The organism is Chthoniobacter flavus Ellin428 (assembly GCF_000173075.1).
GTDB classification, from domain to species: domain Bacteria; phylum Verrucomicrobiota; class Verrucomicrobiia; order Chthoniobacterales; family Chthoniobacteraceae; genus Chthoniobacter; species Chthoniobacter flavus.
On sequence record NZ_ABVL01000016.1, the window covers coordinates 88,435 to 108,298 of the forward strand.

Annotated in this window: 19 protein-coding genes; 7 read left to right on the forward strand and 12 right to left on the reverse strand. The window is 59.9% G+C overall.

Translation table 11 applies throughout. The annotated features are described in order from the left end of the window. Positions 1 to 19: 19 nt before the first annotated feature. On the forward strand, positions 20 to 1,597 hold the full coding sequence (locus tag CFE428DRAFT_RS22300; protein ID WP_006981918.1) for a peptide chain release factor 3: 1,578 nt from the start codon (positions 20 to 22) through the stop codon (positions 1,595 to 1,597). Positions 1,598 to 1,718: 121 nt separating this feature from the next. Here the strand turns inward: CFE428DRAFT_RS22300 and aroF are convergent, their stop codons facing one another. Continuing rightward, positions 1,719 to 2,735 carry a 3-deoxy-7-phosphoheptulonate synthase gene (gene aroF, locus CFE428DRAFT_RS22305; protein ID WP_006981919.1) on the reverse strand — a complete coding sequence of 339 codons (1,017 nt, stop codon included), beginning with the start codon at positions 2,733 to 2,735 and terminating at the stop codon, positions 1,719 to 1,721. Positions 2,736 to 2,995: 260 nt separating this feature from the next. On the opposite strand from aroF, the gene CFE428DRAFT_RS22310 reads away from it, so the two are divergent. The 4 genes from CFE428DRAFT_RS22310 to CFE428DRAFT_RS22325 all read left to right on the forward strand — a co-directional run bounded on the left by CFE428DRAFT_RS22310 (position 2,996) and on the right by CFE428DRAFT_RS22325 (position 6,315). Next, positions 2,996 to 3,268: a hypothetical protein gene (locus tag CFE428DRAFT_RS22310; protein ID WP_006981920.1), complete on the forward strand. Its 273-nt coding sequence runs from the start codon at positions 2,996 to 2,998 to the stop codon at positions 3,266 to 3,268. Positions 3,269 to 3,601: 333 nt separating this feature from the next. Further along, positions 3,602 to 4,717, forward strand: a complete 1,116-nt coding sequence (locus CFE428DRAFT_RS22315) for a hypothetical protein (protein ID WP_006981921.1) — start codon at positions 3,602 to 3,604, stop codon at positions 4,715 to 4,717. Further along, on the forward strand, positions 4,717 to 5,292 hold the full coding sequence (locus CFE428DRAFT_RS22320) for a hypothetical protein (RefSeq protein WP_006981922.1): 576 nt from the start codon (positions 4,717 to 4,719) through the stop codon (positions 5,290 to 5,292). Before CFE428DRAFT_RS22315 ends, CFE428DRAFT_RS22320 begins: the two co-directional genes overlap by 1 nt. Positions 5,293 to 5,721: 429 nt before the next feature. Continuing rightward, the gene (locus CFE428DRAFT_RS22325) at positions 5,722 to 6,315 is read left to right on the forward strand and encodes a PAS domain-containing protein (protein WP_006981923.1); all 594 of its coding nucleotides are present in this window, start codon (positions 5,722 to 5,724) and stop codon (positions 6,313 to 6,315) included. A gap of 8 nt (positions 6,316 to 6,323) precedes the next feature. Here the strand turns inward: CFE428DRAFT_RS22325 and CFE428DRAFT_RS22330 are convergent, their stop codons facing one another. Together CFE428DRAFT_RS22330 and rho are read right to left on the reverse strand one after the other, a co-directional pair. Next, a complete protein-coding gene (locus tag CFE428DRAFT_RS22330; protein WP_006981924.1) occupies positions 6,324 to 7,382 on the reverse strand; it encodes a ribonuclease D in 1,059 nt (352 codons plus the stop codon). Position 7,383: 1 nt separating this feature from the next. Then, complete coding sequence (gene rho / locus CFE428DRAFT_RS22335) at positions 7,384 to 8,562, reverse strand: transcription termination factor Rho (protein ID WP_337442753.1); 1,179 nt, start codon at positions 8,560 to 8,562, stop codon at positions 7,384 to 7,386. Between rho and CFE428DRAFT_RS39990 the strand changes: the two genes are divergently transcribed. Beyond that, a complete protein-coding gene (locus CFE428DRAFT_RS39990) occupies positions 8,477 to 8,701 on the forward strand; it encodes a hypothetical protein (RefSeq protein ID WP_006981926.1) in 225 nt (74 codons plus the stop codon). The two genes, rho and CFE428DRAFT_RS39990, sit on opposite strands and share 86 nt — an antisense overlap. Before the next feature lie 77 nt (positions 8,702 to 8,778). Here the strand turns inward: CFE428DRAFT_RS39990 and coaE are convergent, their stop codons facing one another. The 9 genes from coaE to CFE428DRAFT_RS22385 all read right to left on the reverse strand — a co-directional run bounded on the left by coaE (position 8,779) and on the right by CFE428DRAFT_RS22385 (position 19,125). Continuing rightward, positions 8,779 to 9,384, reverse strand: a complete 606-nt coding sequence (gene coaE, locus CFE428DRAFT_RS36065; protein ID WP_083805289.1) for a dephospho-CoA kinase — start codon at positions 9,382 to 9,384, stop codon at positions 8,779 to 8,781. Between the two features lie 10 nt (positions 9,385 to 9,394). Further along, positions 9,395 to 12,037, reverse strand: a complete 2,643-nt coding sequence (locus tag CFE428DRAFT_RS22350; RefSeq protein ID WP_006981928.1) for an Amuc_1098 family type IV pilus outer membrane protein — start codon at positions 12,035 to 12,037, stop codon at positions 9,395 to 9,397. A gap of 102 nt (positions 12,038 to 12,139) precedes the next feature. Continuing rightward, positions 12,140 to 13,174, reverse strand: coding sequence for an Amuc_1099 family pilus-like system protein (locus CFE428DRAFT_RS22355; RefSeq protein WP_006981929.1), 1,035 nt, complete (start codon positions 13,172 to 13,174; stop codon positions 12,140 to 12,142). A 3-nt stretch (positions 13,175 to 13,177) separates the two neighbouring features. Then, positions 13,178 to 13,693 carry an Amuc_1100 family pilus-like protein gene (locus CFE428DRAFT_RS40785; protein WP_006981930.1) on the reverse strand — a complete coding sequence of 172 codons (516 nt, stop codon included), beginning with the start codon at positions 13,691 to 13,693 and terminating at the stop codon, positions 13,178 to 13,180. A gap of 126 nt (positions 13,694 to 13,819) precedes the next feature. Continuing rightward, positions 13,820 to 14,194 (reverse strand): Amuc_1100 family pilus-like protein, encoded by a 375-nt coding sequence (locus CFE428DRAFT_RS40790; protein ID WP_006981931.1) that lies wholly within the window; start codon positions 14,192 to 14,194, stop codon positions 13,820 to 13,822. Next, the gene (mul2B, locus tag CFE428DRAFT_RS34245) at positions 14,191 to 15,930 is read right to left on the reverse strand and encodes an Amuc_1101 family PilM-like pilus complex protein (RefSeq protein WP_006981932.1); all 1,740 of its coding nucleotides are present in this window, start codon (positions 15,928 to 15,930) and stop codon (positions 14,191 to 14,193) included. The genes CFE428DRAFT_RS40790 and mul2B overlap by 4 nt, the downstream gene beginning before the upstream one ends. An 18-nt stretch (positions 15,931 to 15,948) precedes the next feature. Beyond that, positions 15,949 to 16,512, reverse strand: a complete 564-nt coding sequence (locus CFE428DRAFT_RS22375; protein ID WP_006981933.1) for an Amuc_1102 family pilus-like protein — start codon at positions 16,510 to 16,512, stop codon at positions 15,949 to 15,951. A 101-nt stretch (positions 16,513 to 16,613) separates the two neighbouring features. Further along, positions 16,614 to 17,561 carry a UDP-glucuronic acid decarboxylase family protein gene (locus CFE428DRAFT_RS22380; protein ID WP_006981934.1) on the reverse strand — a complete coding sequence of 316 codons (948 nt, stop codon included), beginning with the start codon at positions 17,559 to 17,561 and terminating at the stop codon, positions 16,614 to 16,616. Positions 17,562 to 17,730: 169 nt separating this feature from the next. Further along, complete coding sequence (locus CFE428DRAFT_RS22385; protein ID WP_006981935.1) at positions 17,731 to 19,125, reverse strand: sugar transferase; 1,395 nt, start codon at positions 19,123 to 19,125, stop codon at positions 17,731 to 17,733. A 31-nt stretch (positions 19,126 to 19,156) separates the two neighbouring features. Here CFE428DRAFT_RS22385 and CFE428DRAFT_RS36070 point away from each other — a divergent pair, with 31 nt between their 5' ends. After that, positions 19,157 to 19,858, forward strand: a complete 702-nt coding sequence (locus CFE428DRAFT_RS36070) for a type I 3-dehydroquinate dehydratase (protein WP_006981936.1) — start codon at positions 19,157 to 19,159, stop codon at positions 19,856 to 19,858. The last annotated feature ends 6 nt before the right edge of the window (positions 19,859 to 19,864 follow it).

Consider the following 19,864-nt stretch of genomic DNA (forward strand, 5'->3'; position numbering starts at 1 on the left):
TGGTCCGACCCCTTTTCTCATGATTGCGGAAATTCAACGTCGTCGCACTTTTGCCATTATCTCGCATCCGGACGCCGGAAAGACCACGCTTACAGAGAAGCTGCTCCTCTATGGCGGTGCCGTCCAGTTGGCGGGTTCCGTAACCGCACGTAAAAATGCGAGAGCCACGACCAGTGACTGGATGGAGCTGGAAAAGCAGCGCGGAATCTCGGTTTCGAGTACCGTTCTCCAATTTGATTATCATGGCTACAGGGTTAATCTCCTCGATACCCCTGGTCATAAAGACTTTTCGGAAGATACTTATCGGGTGCTGACTGCGGTCGACGCCGTGGTCATGGTCATTGATGCCGCCAAAGGTATCGAAGCGCAGACCCGCAAGCTCTTCGAGGTGTGCCGCCGCCGCGGGGTGCCGATTTTCACTTTCATGAACAAGTGCGATCGGCCGACCCGAGATCCGCTGAATCTGCTGGATGAACTGGAGAGCGTGCTGGGGATTGGCGCCTTTCCGGTGAACTGGCCGCTCGGCACAGGGACCAGCTTCCGAGGGGTTTACGACCGCCAGCAGAAGTCCGTGCACCTCTTCGAACGCACCCCGCAGGGCGCCTATCGCGCCCCGGTGCAGGTCGGTTCGCTGGCTGAGCCGTTTGTCCGCGAACGGCTGGACGATTCGGATTATCACCGCGCGGTCGAGGAACTCGAGATGCTCGACATCGCCGGCGTGGAATACGACGCGCAGAAGGTGCATCACGGTGAGCAGACCCCGGTCTTTTTCGGCTCGGCGATGAACAACTTTGGCGTGCAGTTGCTTCTCGACGCTTTTCTGGAGCGTTCCCTGCCGCCGCAGCCCCGCCACGTGGGGGAGAAAGTCATCGCACCCGAGACGCCGGCTTTCTCCGGGTTCGTTTTCAAGATTCAGGCGAATATGGATCCGCGGCACCGCGACCGCATCGCCTTCGTGCGCATCTGCTCCGGAAAATTTAACCGAGATATGACAGTCACGCACACGCGCACCGGCAAACGGGTGCGGTTGGCCAGTGCTCACCGGCTCTTTGGCCAGGAACGCGAGACGGTCGACGAAGCTTATGCGGGCGATGTGATCGGCCTGGTGGGCCATACGGAATTCGGCATCGGCGACACGCTGACTACCGACCCGTCTATCAGCTACCAGGAGATCCCGCGCTTCCCGCCAGAGTGTTTCGCGTTCCTGCACAATCCGAATCCCGGCAAGTTCAAGCAGTTCCGCCAGGGCGTGGAGCAACTCTTGCAGGAAGGTGTGGTGCAGGTCTTCGACTTGCGCGATTCGATCCAAAAGATCCCGCTCCTCGCTGCTGTCGGTCCGCTGCAATTCGAAGTGGTGCAATACCGCCTCGAGAGCGAATACGGCGCGCCGTCCACCTTGGAAAATGCCTCGTGGGACGCCTTCCGCTGGTTGCCCGCCGGCGTGGATGTGAAAGCCGTGAAGCTGCCCACCGGCTGCCGCCTCGCTTACGATGCCGCCGGCCTGCCCGGCGTGCTCTTTCCCAGCGCGTGGACGCGGAAATACTTTGGCGAACTGAACGGCGGGATGGAGCTCTTTGACCTGCCACCGGAAGGGTAGAGCGGCTCGCGCGCAAACGCGCCTTTTGCTACAACGACGCGCGTCAACTCGACATCGCCGTGCCGAATCTTTCTTCTCTGCGTCTCCGCGTCTCTGCGTTTTAAAAAATAAACCCGCCCGCTTACAGCGAGCGGCCGACGGCCTCGGCGACCTTCTTCACGCGGGCGACGAGATCCTGGAACTCATGCGGCAGGAGGGCCTGCTCGCCATCGCTCTTCGCATGCTCGGGGTCGTTGTGCATTTCCGTCATGATCGCATCCGCGCCGGCGGCGACGGCGGCCACGGCCATGCTGGCCACGTGTTCGCGCAGGCCAATGCCGTGCGTGGGATCGACGACCACCGGGAGGTGCGTCTCCTTCTTGAGGACGGGGACAGCGTTCAGGTCGAGCGTGTTGCGGGTGTAGGTCTCGAAAGTGCGGATGCCGCGTTCGCAGAGCAGCACTTTGAAATTGCCTTCGGCGAGGATGTATTCGGCCGACATGAGCAGGTCCTTGATGGTGGCGGACATGCCGCGCTTGAGCATCACGGGCAAGCGCGAACGGCCGACTTCCTTGAGCAGGCTGAAGTTCTGCATATTCCGGGCGCCCACCTGGAGGCAGTCCGCGTATTCCTCGACCATCTCGAGTTGCTTGGTGTCCATGATCTCGGTGATCACAGGCAGGCCGGTCTCCTTGCGCGCTTCGGCGAGGAGTTTGAGGCCCTCGAGGCCGAGGCCTTGGAAAGCGTAGGGCGACGTGCGGGGCTTGAAGGCGCCGCCGCGCAGGATGCTGGCGCCGGCCTTCTTCACCTCTTTGGCGATGCCGATGATCTGCTCGCGGCTCTCCACGCTGCAGGGGCCGCTCATGAGGACGATGTTCGCCTCGCCGATCGTGACGTCGCCGATCTTTACGTGTGAATGGTTGCCGCCGCGGAATTCGCGCGAGACGAGCTTGTAAGGCTTGAGCACCGGGGTGACGCTTTCGACGCCCGGAATGGCCGCCAAGGGCTTCACGCGGATGGCGGCGTCATCGCCGATCACACCGATCACGGTGCGCATCGCGCCCTTACTGATATCGACCTTAAAGCCCCACTCCTCGATACGCTCGACGATGTGGGCGATTTGGGCTTCGGTGGCCTCGGGAGTGGTGACTATGATCATGGCAAGGGGCGAGGACAGTAGCCGGGCCGCTTGGGAGGGCAAACGTTTTCTGGGGCGACATTGGAGGGTGGATGGGGAGTGCTTGATGCCCGGTCCCGGGCGCTTGATTCCTCCGGGGCCGTAAGAGCACTGAGTTCCGAACTCGGATTGTGGGAGATCAGGCCCTTCGTCCATAGTCCAAAGAGTCCAATCGCGAAAAATTCTTATCACCCGGACGTGCACCGGTTGACACCTCAAAAAGATTCTGCTCCGATGCGCCCGTGAAATTTTTCCTCCCCCTCGCCCTGTTTGTTGCTTTCGCCTTTTCCGCCTGCAATACGCTCGAGAATCGGCGCAGTTTCTATTCGAACGAGAAGGTGCACGGGCCGTACACGCGTGAATTGGCGGAAGGCACTTGGGGCAACCCCAAGACGGTGGATCAGCAGTATGACCAGACCCGTCGGGAGGCGCGTCGGCCGAAGCTGACCCAGCCGAAGGCCACGCCGAGTACCACGATCGTGCCATCCGCCGGAGCGGATGCGGTGCTGCAGTAGTTAATAGCCAGCGCTGGAGTGTCGGTGGTGGACGGTCAGTCCATGGGAGGCTGAGCGTATGAACGAACTCATGCTGGCGAAGTGAGCTCCAGCGAAGGCGCGCGGCTTCGATTTTGCATTCGCCCGGGGCGCGACGGGCGACTAGCTTGCGGGCATGAAGATGACCCGGTGCCGGCTGCTGTTGTGTTTGTGGGTGGGGAGTTTGATTACGCTTGGGCCGCCGGGGCGCGCCCTCGACATCCATGAGCATCGGCAGATCGCTTCGGCTCCTTCCCATGGCTCCTACCTTTCCCCTCGCGGCGTTGCGCCTGCAGGTGGCTGGCACGGAACGCCGTGGGGTTGCCGCTGGGTAGTACCGACGTCGCCGTGGAAAGCATTCCCAAGGTGCCGGAGATCGGCTGCGACTATCTCATTACCGTGGCCGACGATTTTATCGTCGAGGTGTATCATAACGGAAAAAGGGTGCCGGATGCGCAGCGGCAATTGCTCGCGGAAATCTTTGGGGCCACGGCGGAGAAGATTCAGGTCGCCGTGCACGAAGGCGACTGGCTCGTCTTTCACGTGGTGCAGGATCGCCTGCGCTGGGGCGGAAGCAAATACTTCGCGGTCGCGGGATGTCTTGCGGAAAATCGTTTCGGTTTCGTTTCCGATCCCGCATCCGGTGCATGGAGTGCGTGCGATGATCCCGCGAAGGTGCACGACTTCATTTCCAGGCGCGATGCCGGCCGGAACAATCGCGCGCGGGTGATCGATGTCCCATGGGGTGGGGGCGACGAGAACATCAAGCGGTATGCCGGGAAGGATTTTCCTGGCAAAGGGCTGTGGGGGGGCGCGCCTTCCACGTGGATCAAGTTTATCGCTGTCGGGCCGACGACGATGGAAGCGAATGCCAGCCCGGATGAAGCGAGCGAATCCGCGGTGCTGCCGAAATCAGTGCAGCCCAAACGCTGGTCGGTGCAAGTGCTCTCCGCCATCTACGGGATCTCCGGCAAGGACGCCGATGTCACCGGGAAAGTGCGGGAGCACGTGGAGAAACTGCGCCACAAATTCTCCGTGAACCCGACAGATCTCGGTGCGGACCCGAACCCCTATTGGAACAAGCGCCTGCACGTCATCTACATGAAAGACGGCGTGCGTCGGGAGCAGTGGCGCAATGAAAACGAAGATATCCTGCCGGAGAGCTTTTACTGCCCGCAGGATGCCGGCGAATTCCGCACGTGGCTGCCCGAGACGCGCTGGTTCGGCGAGCAACCGGATATCCAGTTCCATGCCGACCAGACGTTTACCTCGCCCGGCATTCCCGGCACGCATCGCTGGGAAGCGACCGGTCCCGCCGCGCTGCGTCTTACATGGGACGGCGGCCGCGTGGTGAATTGCAAATTCGATTACACGTGGAGCAGCTTTTCCGAAGTGGGCAACGGGCGAACTGTCTTCCACCTGAGCAAGTGATGCAATCGCTCCGCGGCCTCGTGGCTATTGCCGTCGTCGCTTTGTGCCTGCTCGTTCAGGCGGAGGCGAAGGAGTTGCCGGAAATGATCTTGAAGCGGCTGCCGCAGACGCTCGGAGGTTGCGGGCGAGGAGAGGCGCGGGATTACGGCAACCCGCGGCTCGGATGGTCCGTCGCCTACAATTCAGACGGAGTAGTCATCACTGTCTACGCCTACGATCAAGGACACGAGCATATCGCGGATGGCATCGCTGATCAGGCGATCCGGGACAGTTTCACGATGGCCCGGAAAGATATCCAGATCGCCGCGGCGAAAGGCATGTACTCCGATGTCGAGGATCGCAGCGAGGGAAAGGAAACGTACGAGGGGATGGAGATGCTCTATGCCCGATATCGGTTCACGTTTGCCCAGGGGAAGGTAGTCGGCGTGCGTGCGGCCTCGGAGATCCACATCTTCGGTGTGCGCGACCATATCATTAAGATTCGCGTGACCGCGGCTTTGCAGGACGGCGCGACGCTCGAAAAGGTAATGGAGGAGTTCATCCCTGCGCTGGTCAAAGCGATCCAGAATCCGTGAAACGCGGTGGTTCATCGCGGTCCGGAGGACAGCAGAAATGGAACTTCATTCGCGTTTCAAGCCGGCGCTGAGGACCAGGCGGCGATTCGGTGGTGTTGGGCGCGCAAGGGCAACTATTCGCTAACTGCCCTCCGCTCGTAGCCGGCTGGGCCGAGGGCGCCTTCAGCGATCCAGACAGTTAAGTTATGCGGCGATGTTATCTGTTCTGATCCAGCAGATTGGTGGAGTGGGGGGTGAAAGCGCAATTATTCGCTAACAAACAGCATTTGGCGTCGCGGATTATCGTTCGAGGGACGCATTAGTTATCGAGGGCGACGCATTGATTCTACCCGCGGAAAAAGCATCGTCTGCTAGCGATCTATTAAATTTAAAATGTTTCCATCGCTAATTGTAATGGTTTATATGGATTAAATAGCAGTTATAACATCTATGGAATCCGTTACGTGCGCCACCAACCATGCTGAACTCGATGGGGTATCCAAATACCTCGAAGAACATGCGCTTCTCCAATTTGTCCTCGATCACAGTTCGGACCGCATCTTTTTCAAGGACAAGGACAGCCGTTTCATGCGCATCAGCCGTTCGCTGGCCCGGCGCTTTGGTCTGCACGACGAAGACGAGATCGTGGGCAAAACGGATTTCGATTTCTTTTCGCCGGCGCACGCGCAGAACGCGCTCGAGGACGAGAAGAAGATCATGCAAACCGGCGAACCGATTTTCGGAAAGATCGAGCGCGAGACAATGCCCGATGGGAAGATCCGTTATGCCTACACGACCAAGCTGCCCTTGCGGAATGAGAACGGAAGCATCGTGGGCACCTGCGGCATTTCGACGGACCTGGCGAAGCAGATGAACGATGAGGAAATGCTCGCGAAGAGTTACACGCTCCTCGGCGGCGCGCAGGTGGAGAAGATCATTGTCTATCTCCAGACCGCGCAGCGTCTCGTGAATTCAGCGCACGAGGAACTGCAGCAGAATCAGTTTCGGAACATGTGCCTCGCGGAGGAGCGCAAGAGGGAGTAGCAGCGCACTTACACCCCCAGCGTGGCCCGTTGCCAGGGAAGCATGCGCGCGGTGGCTTCGGCGCCGTTGGCGGCGAGACTTTCGAGCATGCTCTTTGGGGCGATGAGTGACGGGTCGAGCTTGAGCTCGGCGGCCGCGGCGTCCCGCTTGGTCTTGAGTTCCCGGAAGCGGGCTTCCTCGTCGCGCGTGGGGCGCGGGCGCGGTTTGCGGATGATCTTCGGCCATTCGCTCTCGGGCAGGGCCTTGGCTGTTTCCACGGCCTCGTAGAAACGCCGCCGCCGGGGGCCGTGAAGCTGGGAGAAATCGACTTCCTGGTCGCGGTCGAGTTTTGCGGCGGCTTCGATGAGCTGTTCGCTGTGCAGGATGTGGAAGGTGGGGCGATCGACGGCCTGGGCCTCGGCTTCACGCCAGTGCCACAGCGCGCGCAGGATGGCGGAGGCGCGGCCGCGCAGGTCCTTGCTGCCGGTGATACGCCAGACTTCCTCAGGATCGCGTTCCTTGGTGATCGCCGATGCGGCGACGGCCTTATCGCAGCTTTGGCGGAACCATTCCATGCGGTCGAGCCGGGTGAGCTCGGCCTCGAGGATGCCGGCGATCTCGAGCAGGTAGTGGGTGTCCTTGACGGCGTAGTCGGCCATCTGCGGCGACAGCGGACGCCGAGCCCAATTGGCCTTTTGCGAGGCCTTGGTCAGCGCGACGTCGAAGTAGCGCTTGATGAGTGCGGCCAGGCTGAACTCCTCGATGCCGCAAAGGCGCGCGGCGATCATCGTATCGAAGACTGGTGCGGTGACGGTAAAGCCCACGCGGCGCAGCAGACGCAGGTCGTAATCGGCCCCGTGAATGATCAGCTCCTTGCCGGCAAACGCCTCGAAAAGCGGTTGCAGGGAGATGCCTGCGAGCGGATCGATCAGGAGATCGTGTCCGGGGACACTGATCTGGATGAGGCACAGCTTTTCAAAATAACAGTGAAGGCTGTCCGCCTCGGTATCGATCGGGATGCGAGGGTGCGGTGCAAGCAACGGTGGCACCGCTTGCAAAGCCTCGGCGGTGTCAATCAACGGCTGCATGCTAACCGCGCAACCCCGTGAGCAGAAGCTCAGCGTTTGACTTGGTTGACTTCAGCGCGTGGATAAGCACTTCGGTCGCCTCAATGGGCGGAAGCGCGGCGAGCTGACGGCGCAAGACATTCACCTTGGCGAATTCCTGCGGATGGTAGAGCAGTTCATCGCGGCGGGTGGCCGAGTTGATGATATTGATAGCCGGGAAGACGCGCTTGTCCGAGAGGCTGCGGTCGAGGTGCAGTTCCATGTTGCCGGTGCCCTTGTATTCCTCGAAGATGAGGTCATCCATGCGGCTGTTCGTTTCCACGAGCGCGGTGGCAAGGATGGTGAGGCTGCCGCCTTCCTCGGTATTCCGCGCGGCGCCAAAGAATTTCTTCGGCTTCACGAGTGCCTTGGCATCGACGCCGCCAGACATCGTGCGGCCCTTGCCGCCCTGGAGATTGTTATAGCCGCGGGAGAGACGGGTGATCGAGTCGAGGAGAATGACCACGTGCTTGCGGAGTTCCACGAGGCGCTTGGCGCGTTCGCTGACGACCTCGGCCACCTGGGTATGACGGTTTGGACCTTCGTCGAAGGTGGAGCTGTAAATTTCGCAATTCACCGAGCGGCGGAAATCGGTGACTTCCTCGGGGCGCTCGTCGATGAGCAGGAGGATGAGATGGGTCTCTGGCGAATTGGCGAGAATCGACTGCGCGATATCCTTGAGCAGCACGGTCTTGCCGGTGCGCGGCGGGGCGACGATCAGGCCCCGCTGGCCGCGGCCAAGCGGGGAGATGAGATCGATGGCGCGCGGGGTGATCGACTTGTGCCGCGTGTTCTCGAGGATGATGCGCTCCGTGGGATGCAGCGCCGTGAGGCGATCGAACTCGATGGTCTCCTTCCACGAATCCACCGGGATGTCCTCGATGTGGAGAACCCGCTCGATGGTCATGAACTTTTCACGATCGCGGGGCGGGCGAATCCTGGCGGCGACGCGGTTGCCGTTGCGGAGGAAGAACTGGCGCTCGACTTGGGCAGGCACATAGACGTCCTGCGGCAGGGAGCGGAAATTGTAGCGCGGCCAGCGCAGGAAGCCAGAGCCCTGCGGGGCCAGTTCGAGAATGCTCGTCGGCGAAGAGTTCGGTACCGCGCTGGGCGTAGGCGCGGAGGAGATCGAAAACGATGTGGTGCCGGGTCTTGTCGGGATTGATGCGGAAACGCAGCGCGGTGGCGCGTTCGAGCAATTGGTTGACGCGTCTCGCGATGCAGTTCGTCGATCCAGAGTTGGGCGGGAACCGGAATGGGCGGTTCGACTGGCGCCGCGGGCATGGCAGCGGGAGCGGTGACCGCTGCCGGGGCCGTGCCGGGCGTGTTCGCGGCGGCAGCCACGGCTTCCTCCGGCGGCGGCGTGCTGTCGGCTGGATCAGCCATGGAAGCGACGTTGGAGGGCTCCGGCGAGGAGTCGGGACTGTCGGTCGAGACAGGATTCGCTGGAGTCGTTCCAGATGAGGTAGTCGGCTTGCGCGACTTTCGTCGTGAGGTCGAGCTGCGAGGCGATGATGTTTTCGGCAATGTCGTTTGGAAGTTGGCGTTGATCGCGGAGCCGGGCCCGTTGGGTAACGGGCGAACAGGCGACAACAATCACCGCGGCAAAATGGCTTTGGGCGTTGGTCTCGTAGAGCAGTGGAATGTCTGCGCAGAACCAGTGATCGCTGCGCGCCGCATTTTCTGCCTCCTCCATCCAGCGGTCACGGATGATGGGATGGAGTATCTGCTCAAGTTGACGCCGTCTGGCCGAATTGGCAAAGACAATTTCACGCAGCCGCCCGCGGTCAGGTCGTCCGTCAAGGCTGATCACGTCCTGGCCGAAGGCCTCCGCGACGGCTTTTTGGACACCGGCGTCACTCGCGAGGAGCTCATGCGCGCAGCGGTCGGCGTCAAAAAAGGTCGCCGGCAAATGGCGGCGGAGCGCAGCGGAAAAACTCGATTTTCCCGTCGCAACGCCACCCGTTATGCCTAGCGCCGGCACTGCCGCCTGATCATTTCGGCATCAGCGGCAGTTCTTGCGGCTGGATTTCCGGCGGAGTGATCTTGTCGACCACTTCTTCCTTCTCATCCTCGGCACGAACCGGTTCGCCGGCCGCATTGATGAGGCGGGCGGTCACGAAAATGATCAGGTTGCGCTTGATGTGCTGGTCGACGCTCGAGCGGAACAGGCGGCCGACGATCGGGATATCGCCAATGATCGGGACCTTGTCTTCGACCTTCTGCACGTCCTCCCGAATGAGGCCGCCGAGGACCACTGTCGAGCCGTCATAGACGCTCACGCTGGTCGTCACCTTGCGGGTGCTGAAGATCGGCTGGTTGATCACGTTTGGTGTAATGACCGCCTGGGTGGACACACCCGTGATCGGGTTGGTCACCGACGAGGTAATCGGGCTGCCGTAGTTGATGAAACCTTCGAATTCCACGACCTGCGGAACGAGATTGAGGTCGATGGTGTAGCCATCCGGACCGATGACCGGTTCGACTTCGAGCGTCACACCGGTATTCCGGGTTTCGAACGCCGTCGGGGTGGTCGGGGTAACCGGGAAGCTGCCGGTGGTGGCCGCGCCGCCACCGAGAATGCCGGCGCCGGTGTTACCGAAGGTCTGTGGGATCTGCGGCGGGGTGAATTCGGTCGGGTAACGGAACTCGCGAATGATTTCGATGACCGCGCGCTGGCCGCTCTTGGTGGTGACCTTCGGCGAGGAGAGGAGGTCGACACCCTTCTTTTGGTTGAGCGCACGAATGACCAATTGGAACTGCGGATCAGTAAACACGCCCGAGATCGCACCGATGGCCGGCGCCACTTGGGACGAACCGCTGATCGGGAAGAGCAGTGCGTCGATCGCATTGGCGCTGATCGCCAGGTTGCCGCTCCGGTTACCCGCCGTGAGAGGGTTGTTGCCCACCGGGACGCCGCCGTTCACGAACGGGAAATCCGAGGGATTCAGCGCAGGAGCAGTGCCCGAGGTGCCGCCGCCGAGGAACACGTTCTTCGTCGCAGGCGCGTTGAACTGGCCAAGCAGCCAGTCGAAGCTCAATTCCTTGAGGTTGGTCTGCTGAATTTCGACAAACTTGGATTCGATCTCCACCTGGACCGGGCCCTGACCGCCACCGGAACTGATGATGGTGTCGACGAGGTCGAGTTGATCCTGGGTATTGCGGACGATGAGCCGGCTGCTCTTGACGATGTAAATGGCCGAGGCGTTGCCGTTGAAGGACACGCCATTGGCGATCAGCCAGTTCTTCGCCGATTCACGATCGGCGATGCCGCTGCCACCCTTGGTCGCGTCGCTCCCCGCACCTGCACCCGCGCCTCCAGCGACCGGAGCAGCCAGAGCGCTGGCCGCCGCACCGCCTGCACCAGGCGTGCGCGGAATCAGATCCGGCGGAATCTTCCATTCCTTGGTGATCAACACGTCGGTGTTCTCCGTCATCGGGACGACCGAAACGGCATATGGCTCGACCTTGTATTTCAAGTTGGCCAGACCGGTGACGTACTTCAGCGCTTCGATCAGCGGGATATTGGTAAGCGAAACCGTGATCCGGGCGTCCGCGGGATTGCCCAGCGCCGCCGCCGGAGCTGCCGCCGCACCGGGGGCCGCTGCCCCATTGTCCAGGCCGGGAATGCCGGGGATTGCCGGAGCTGCCGCCGGAGCCCCTGCGGGCGCGGGAGCCCCTCCACCAGCGTTCTCCAGCTTGAGCACGATGTTCACGCCCTTCTCACCGGGAGGCGAAAAATCGTCGAGCTCCACGCTCTTCTTCTTCAAGAAATCGATCGCTTCACGAATCGTCGCCTCGCGGAATTCCAGCTTGGGAAGGATGATGCGTTCCAGCTTGCGGCGAATGCGCTCGGTGCTGGCTTGTGGCGAAGTATTTTCAACGACGATCTCGGTCGGCGCATTGAAACGGCGCACCGGGCGCGCCCACGCCATGTCGGTCTTGGCGATGGCGTCCGCACGGGTCTCGTTGTAGGCGGCCACACCGTAGTCGCTCAACGCCCGGTCAACCTTCTCTTCAAACTTGCGGGCCGCGATGTTCGTCGGGTCGAGATTGAGAATCTGCTCGCAACGTTTCTTGGCCAGGTAGAAGCGGCCGGTGTCATACAGACCCTGCGCTTCAATGAACCACTGTTTCACCTGCTCGACGTTCGCACGGAACTTCGGTCCGATGGTCTTGTTGTAGTAATCGGGTTGCTCGAGGCGGGCGAGGATGATGATGGCGTCCTTGCAGCGGGGATCGTAACGCTCGTCGAGCACGACATGCAGGGTGCTTTCCGCATCCGCGTAACGGCCTTCGGTGATGCGCTGCTCGGCGAGTTTCACGCTCGCGTGGCAGAAGTCTTTCAGCGCGGTGTCGTAAAGGGACTGGGAGTAAGGTGCGTTCGGGATCGTGTCGCAGGCCTGCTTGTAGAAGACCGTGGCCTTCTCGTAGTCTTTGTCCTTCATCGCCGCATCGCCACTGGCGATGGCCTCACGTCCCTGCCGCTCGTAATCCGAGCGCCGGGCTTTTTCGCGCTCGGCGGTGCCTTCCACACTGCCGCGGTTGTAGCCAGCGGCAAAGCTGAGAGTCGGCGTGATGATCATCGTGCAGACCAACAGCGAAGAAATAGTGGAAGCGAGTGGGGGTTTGATCATGGCGGGCTGTGTAGGGTTTGAGAGTATAAAAATTTTTTTCGCTGCGCAGCAAAAAAGCGCAAAGAATCTGGGCTTGTAAAGATCTAGTGAAACGGCAGTGAATTATTTACCCGCGTGACGCGGATCCTTTTTCACCGTGTAGTCGCTGCCGTCAGGAAGTTTTATTTGGGCTTCCGTATCGTTGATGTCAATCAGTTTATAGTGATGGGCATCGTCGACTTCCGGCTTCAAGACGAACTCCTGGAGCTTCTTGACCCGGATCATTTGCGGCTGATTCGGATTGGGCCATTCGTATTCGAAATTGGCGTAAACGTCCGGTGAGTCGGTGACTTTGTTGAGCACCAGAACGATGTGGTCGTTCGTAACGGTATCAACCAGAGTCAGTTCCGAAACGTCTTCCTTCTCCTGGATCTTGTCGTTATAGGCTTCCTTGAACTCAAACTTATCCAGTTTGAATTTGGTGTTCGGCACCATGCTGCCGAGGTTCAGGAAGTCGCTGGGTTGCCGGAGATCGAGGGTGTCGATCTGGAAGCTGAACTTGCTGTAATCCTTGGTCTTCTTCGGGTCACCGTCGTAGGCCTTGAAAATCAGGCGGAAGGCGACCTTCTCAAAGCGCTTGAGGAAGAGCTTGGAGACGTAGGCCGGATGGGAATCCTTGTTGTTTGGATCGGTTTTGGCGCGCCATTCGTCTTCGTTGAGGAATCCGTCCTTATCCGGATCCTGGAAAGGCACTTTGGGATCGAGCAAGGGCAAGCCGGCGTCGAGGAACCACGTGTTGGGGATGGGCTCGCCAGTCAGGCTGTCCTTGTAGAGAGCACCCTTGTCGGGTTTCTCCGGGGTTCCGGACGGTCCGACGATATAGAGCTCAGAGACGAAGAGGGAACCCCGCGCGGGTTTACCGTCCGCGTTTTTGGGATCCGTCCACTCCGGGGGATGCTGCAGTTTTTCCTTGGCGTCTTCGATCTTTTCCAACCGAACGGGAGGGACCTTGTTGTTAGGTTGAACGGTCGCAGCGGCCTCGGAAAATTTTTCCGGGAAGCTTTGAACACGCAGGAAAATAGTGATCGCGCAGGCAAGCAACGCCACGGCGAGCACGGCCAGCAGAAGCTGGTCATAACGCTTCTTAATCCAATTCATATGTTACCTCCGGGCTGGGGTTGTTTTGGGGGATGTGGAGGGGGAAGCTTCCGATTCTACTGTCTCACCGGGGTTGCTAAAATCAACTACTTCAAAATGGGCAGAGACTTCGATTAGTTCTGTTCCCACGATGTAGCTGGCGAGTTCCTTGTCTTTTTCCGGTTTGTTAGGATCACCGGCACGGGACGGGCCTTTCTCCATCTGGTTCTGGATCTTGAGACTCCGAAGAACATAGAACTGCGGCGCGTTGGCCGCAGTAATGTTCTTGAGGACATCCCGAAGACCATCCGGCTTGCAAAGGACGGAAAAATCGAATCCATAATACTTCACCAAGCCGCGACGATCGTTGCTATTACCACCGGGGATCCCGGTGCCGCCGCGTGCGGCGCCGCCCGGGCCACCCGCTGTGGGACCACGCCCACCGGGGCCGCCCGTGGACTGACCGCGACCGCCGCGTTGTGATCCGCGGCCGCCTTCTTCGGGAAGGTCCGCACGGTTCAAGTCGGCAATGCCTTTCACTTTCCCGCCCGTTTCGGACAGGAACTGGTTGACGACCCACTCGATGGCCTTGAGTTCCCGACCAAGAGGCGATGCGGCCTCCGTGCTCGGCGGCGTGCTTTCGTATTTTTCGAAAGCGAGATAGAACTAATCCGGAAGGGCGACACCGGCAGATTCGGCCTTTGTCCGAACAGCGGAAACGGAAGCTTTCAGCTTATCCTGTAATCCCGAGGGCGTCATCGGTTCGAGAGGGAAGGCCCTTTTGGCCAGATCCGCTTCGAAAGCATCGATGACCTCCGCCGCTTCTTTTTTCTGTTCATCGTAACTCTCGAGATTCTGCCGGCTCGGAAAAGGCGCCAAGTGACGCAACCGGTTATATTCCGCGGCCTGGCTGGTATACTTATCGCTGGCTTCGTCGTTCGCCGAACTGGCGGCATAAACCTCGTAACCCAACGCGCCAACGCCGATCACCATGACGGCAATGTAACCGGTGAGGAATTTGTTTTCTTTAACCCAGTTCATTTTTCGGTGTTAGCAATCGCGTTGATGGGTTTCAGGATGAGAGGAATGGCCCAATCGTAGGCCCAGTCCGTCTCGTTGGGTGCAGTCCGCACGTTGTGGGAGGGTTCCTCGTCCACGGTGTAGTAGGGCGACTCTTTCAGCTTGGCCTTGAAGTCGTCGACCACCTGGGCACCGCGGCTGTTGAAGAGATACAGACCCCGGAGCATGAGCACGGGACCTCTCGCCTCCGCCCCTGCGGCGGCAGTTCCGGAAGCCTTTTTGGGTCCGAAGCCGGTCGGAGCAGCCGCACTGCGCGGCGTATCTTTGGGCGTTTCGATGCCGAAGTTCGTGACCCACACATATTCGCGGGGCAGACGACTGTTGATGTCATCGATAACCTGGATCCAATAGGTCTTGTCCTCGACGGCATTCAAGTAAGGCTGCGCGGTATCCTGCTGGGCCTTGATGTCGGCCTTCGCTTGATTGATTTTCTTCTCGAAGCCCTGCAGTTCAGTGATCTTGGGATTCAGCGCCGTGGTCGCGGTGACCGTGGTTTTGGCCGCTTGCACGAAATACTGCCACCACGCGACGAGAGCGAGCAACGCGCAGATGCCACCGATGATGAGGAAGGGTCGCTTGACCGCGAGATCATGCTGCCGCACGACTTTCGCCGGGCGGAGATTCAGTTCCATCGGGCAGTCGCTCGTGCCGCGTAGGGCGAGACCGACGAGTTCACCCATGCGATGGGCGTTCCGGCCGATTTCATCGATGTTCAAGCCCGACCCGACGGCGACGTTGCGCAGCGGGTTGAAGAACTCGACAGGGAGCTGGAATTTTTCCTGAAAGAATTCCCGCATGTAAGGAAGTGTGGAACTGCCCCCACTGAGGAAGACGCGCTCGGGCTGATGGCCACCCTGCTGGGCGCGGAAGAAGCCGATCGAACGGGCGATTTCCGCGTGCAGGCGGGTCATCGAATTACGGATCATCTTCGAGACGCGCGCCACATCCGGATCATCGGGCTCGGCGTAAGCGCCGCCCAGGCTCACGAAACCATCGCGCTTCTTGCGTTCTTCGGCTTCCTGGAAGGCTTCGCTGAATTCCTTGGCGATCTGGCCGGTGATGGTGCTGCCACCATTGGGGATGCTGCGGCTGAAGACCTTGTGCGGCTCGATGAAGATGAGGTTGGTCGTGCGCGAACCGATATCGATGACGAGCGAGCACCCCTGGACGTCGCTGTAATTGTAGCGGAAGGCGTTGTAGAGCGCCATCGGGGCGACGTCCACGAGGGTCGTCTTCAGGCCGGTTTGTTCGACGGAATCGTTGATGTCGTCGAGCAGGTCGGCCTTGACGGCAACGATGACGACTTCGACTTGCGAAGCGTCGCCGCTGTCGACGAGCTGATAGTCCCACACCACCTCGTCGATGGGATAGGGGACGTTCTGCTGCGCTTCGAAGCCAACGATTTGATCGACTTGTTCTTCACCGACGGACGGCAATTTGACGAACCGGGTGAAGACCGACTGGGAGGAAACGGCGTAGTTGACCTTGCCGCCCTTGAGCTTGCGCTTCTGCACGATTTCATCGAGCACAAGCTTGGTTTGAGCGAGACGGGTGGCGTCGGCTGCTGGATCCGCGAGCAGTTCCCGCGTTTCGTAGGCCGAAAGGATGAGGCCGCCGTTTTGCCCGGTTTTAAACTCTGCCAGCCCGATGGTTTGGGTGCCTAGGCTGAGACTGAGGATGCGTGTGGATGCTGCCATGAAAGCTCGGGCCTGGTGCTAGTGGTTCGCCTTGATCGCCTCGTAGCGATCGTAAAAGAGCGGCGCGAACGGAGTGTCGTTCTTGTTGAGCAGAAGGCCGGCAACACGGGGCAGATTCGGAATCGCAGCGGGCTTGAACGCGGCCTGACCCAAAATCTGGCCCTGACGGGAAACCGAGACCCAGGCGTTCTGGACGCTGCCGCCGCTCATGGGTTTGCCCCCGAGTAGTTTTTCCAGCGCCCGCGGCGGAATATACATCACGGCGTAGTGATCCTTGCCCTTCGGAATGTTGACGTAGGTCACGCTGCCATCGGCGAGCTTGTTTTCGACCATGACCGTGTAGTTGAAGGTCAGTTCGTCGATGTCCTCGGGAGCGGTCTCGTATTGGACTTCGACTTCCAGCCAGGTCCCGACCTTGTAGCGTTTTTGCGGGCCGCCGGTGATTTGATACTCGGGCGACTTGATGCCGGCGGGTTCGACTTTTGCGAGCTTCACCGAGCCCGGTCCGACAGCCGCCTGCTGGGCAAAAACCTGAGTAGCAAACGTTCCTCCGGCGAGGAGGGAGAGGAAGAGAATTTTCATGGGAGGGATTTCTTAGGACTTTCGCGTCCGAGAAAGTGGGTGATCTTGTTGATTATTTGTTTGGGGTTGGGAAGGAAAAAGTTGCCGATTTCTTCTGAACTTCAATCCAGGCGGGTCCGGAAGTAGTCAATGGTCTTGCGGATACCTTCGTCGAAGTCCACCCGAGGTTCCCAATGCAGCACGTTCTTTGCCCGGGTAATATCGGGCTGCCGAACCTTCGGGTCATCCACGGGCAGCGGACGAAAATCGATCTCCGACTTGGCGCCGGTGATGCGGATGATCTCCTCGGCAAATTGCTTGATCGTCATTTCCCGGGGGTTGCCGATATTCACGGGTTCGTGGAAGTCGGACTGGGAGAGCTTGAAGATACCGTCGATCAAGTCCGAGCAATAGCAAAAAGAGCGGGTCTGGGAGCCATCACCGAAAATGGTGAGCGGCTCGCCGCGCAAGGCCTGGCCAATGAAAGCGGGCACCACGCGACCGTCGCGCAAGCGCATGCGCGGGCCATAGGTGTTGAAGATGCGGACGATCTTCGTGTCCACCTGGTGGAAGCGGTGATAGGCCATGGTCATGGCCTCGGCGAAGCGCTTCGCTTCGTCGTAAACGCCGCGCGGTCCGATGGGGTTCACATTGCCCCAATAATCCTCGCGCTGCGGGTGGACGAGCGGGTCGCCGTAGCATTCGCTGGTCGAGGCGAGGAGGAAGGTGGCTTTTTTCGCCTTGGCGAGGCCAAGGGCGTTGTGGGTGCCGAGCGAGCCGACCTTCAGGGTCGGGATGGGGTGCTCGAGGTAATCAATCGGGCTGGCGGGGGAGGCGAAGTGGAAGATGTAGTCCACGTCGTCGGGCAGGAAGATGTAGTTCGAGACGTCGTGTTTGATGAACTTGTAGTTCTCGTTGCCTGCGAGGTGCTCGATGTTGGCGACGTTGCCAGTGAGAAAATTATCGATGCCAATGACCCGGTGTCCTTCGGCAAGGAGGCGATCCGTGAGATGCGAGCCGAGAAAACCGGCGCCGCCGGTGACAACAGAAGTGGGACGCGAGGAAGGCATGGGCCGCGTCTTCTAACGGCTGAAACGGGCGGGTTGCAAATGAAATGACTTAAAAGAGGCAAAGATTCTGCCGGAAAACGGCTTTAGATAATCTTTTGTCGTCATTTCCACCTCAGAAATCCTACAACCGCGGGCGCAGACCTCGCGGGAGCTTCCCCGCGGGCAGAAATTACCGTGCACCGAAGCCGAGAAGCACCACCGGAATGGTTTTCAGCATGATTTCGAAATCCAGCACCAGCGACCAATTGTCGATATAGCGCAGGTCGAGCTGCACCCATTCGTCGAAACTGGTGATTTTGTTGCGGCCGGCGATCTGCCACAGGCAGGTGAGCCCTGGCTTCATGCTCAAGCGGCGGCGCTGGGCGGTGCTGGCGAATTGCTCGACTTCGTAGATCGGCAGCGGGCGCGGCCCGACCAGGCTCATGTCGCCCTTGAGCACGTTGTAGAGCTGTGGAAATTCATCCAGGCTGGTGCGGCGCAGGAATTTTCCAAAGGAAGTGATACGCGGGTCCTTGTCGATCTTGAAAACCGGTCCTTCCATCTGGTTGTAGGCGGCCAGTTCCGCCTGGCGCATCTCGGCATCCGTCTCCATCGAGCGGAACTTGAACATCGTGAACGGCCGCCCGTTTTTACCCGCCCGCTTTTGCTTGAAGAAAATCGGCCCGGGGGAGGTGAGCTTGATGCCGATGGCGATGACCAGGAACAGCCAGGAGGTGAGAAGGAGGCCGATGAAGGCGCCGGTCCGATCGATCAGGCCCTTGATGGTCAATGCCCAGGAAAGATCCGGGGTGGTGCGGAAGACCAGCATGGGGCGGTCGCCGAAGATATCGAAATCCGCCCGGGCGATGGAGGTGCGAATGAAGTCCGCCGCCAGCCAGGCCTCGACCCCTTCGATTTCACAGGCGGCAATGCCTTCCTGCAGGCGGTTCAGATGGCTGTGGCCTCCAGCGAAAATCACCCGGCTCACCGAATGTTTATGCAGTGCATTGATGAGGTCGCTGATGGGCTGGATCTCGATGTCGATCTCCTCGACCACTTCCATCTCCATGATCTGCTCGGGCGTGAAGGTGTGCCGCAGTTGATGCGTATCGCCGGGCGTGCCTGCGAGGATGATTCGCTCGCGTAGATCCGCGATGTGGGAACGTTTCCGGTAGTAGACGAGGCTCAGATGTTCCCTCAGGAGCAGCAGGACGAGGGCGAAGACCACGAAGAGCGGCATGACCGCACGGCTGGGCACATCCAGTCGCAAGAAATACGAACACGCGGCGATGATCAGCCCGAGCCAGAAGATGGCGCGGGCGATTTGGACGAGGGATTTGCCGATCGTCTTTTGCAGGAGATGGGAATAGAAGCCCTGTATCTCCAGCACGATCGGACCGAAGGGTAAAATGACGAAGAGCAACCACTGGAAATCGGCAAACGGACCGATCGGCTTATTGTTGAAAAAGAAGAGGTCCGTTCCGAAGAAACGCAACGTGTGTGCCAGCCAGAAAGCGATGACCATCAGGAGGCCATCGGCGATCTGAAGGAATTGAAGATTGAGTTCTTGTTTTCGACCAAGCATCGGGTTTGCTGCGCGAAGCATCGCAAGAAACATGAGCCGAACAAAGAATTCGAGAGATTTACGTAAATCGCCACACGTTGTCGGGGCGGTCCATTCGCCTGGAGCCCTTCAGGCGGCCCTGAAGATTCAGCCTGGCGAGGTCGATTTCCTTGAAATTCGCGTCGATAATTTCGCCACGGCTCCCGCTCCCTTGCTTGCCGCCCTGCCCAAACTGCAGGTTCCGCTTCTGGTAACCGTCCGCCATCCGGCCGAGGGCGGTGCGAATGCCCTCGGTTTTCCGCAACGACGCGAGTTGTTCGCCCGCTTTTTGCCGCATGCGGCTTTGATCGACATCGAGCTGCGCTCCTTCGAGAAGCTGGCCGAGACCATCGCCGCCGCCCGGCGCGCCAAGGTGAAGGTCATCGCCTCCGTGCACCATTTTCATTCCATGCCCAGCACGGCGAAATTGGAGCAGTCCATTCGCCGGGCGCACGCTGCCGGGGCGGATATTTGCAAGCTGGCCGCCCTGGCCGAGACGCCGGCTGCACTGGCGAATTTACTTGGTATTTTCGCGAAAAAACATGCGCTTCCTCTCAGCGTGATGGGCATGGGCCGCTTTGGCAAAATCTCGCGTCTTTTGCTCGCCCAAGCCGGCTCGGTCCTCAATTACGGCTACCTCGACCGTCCAAACGCCAGCGGACAATGGGAGGCGCGATTGCTCAAATCGCGTCTCGCAGAATTGATCGAAATCTAAGCGAAA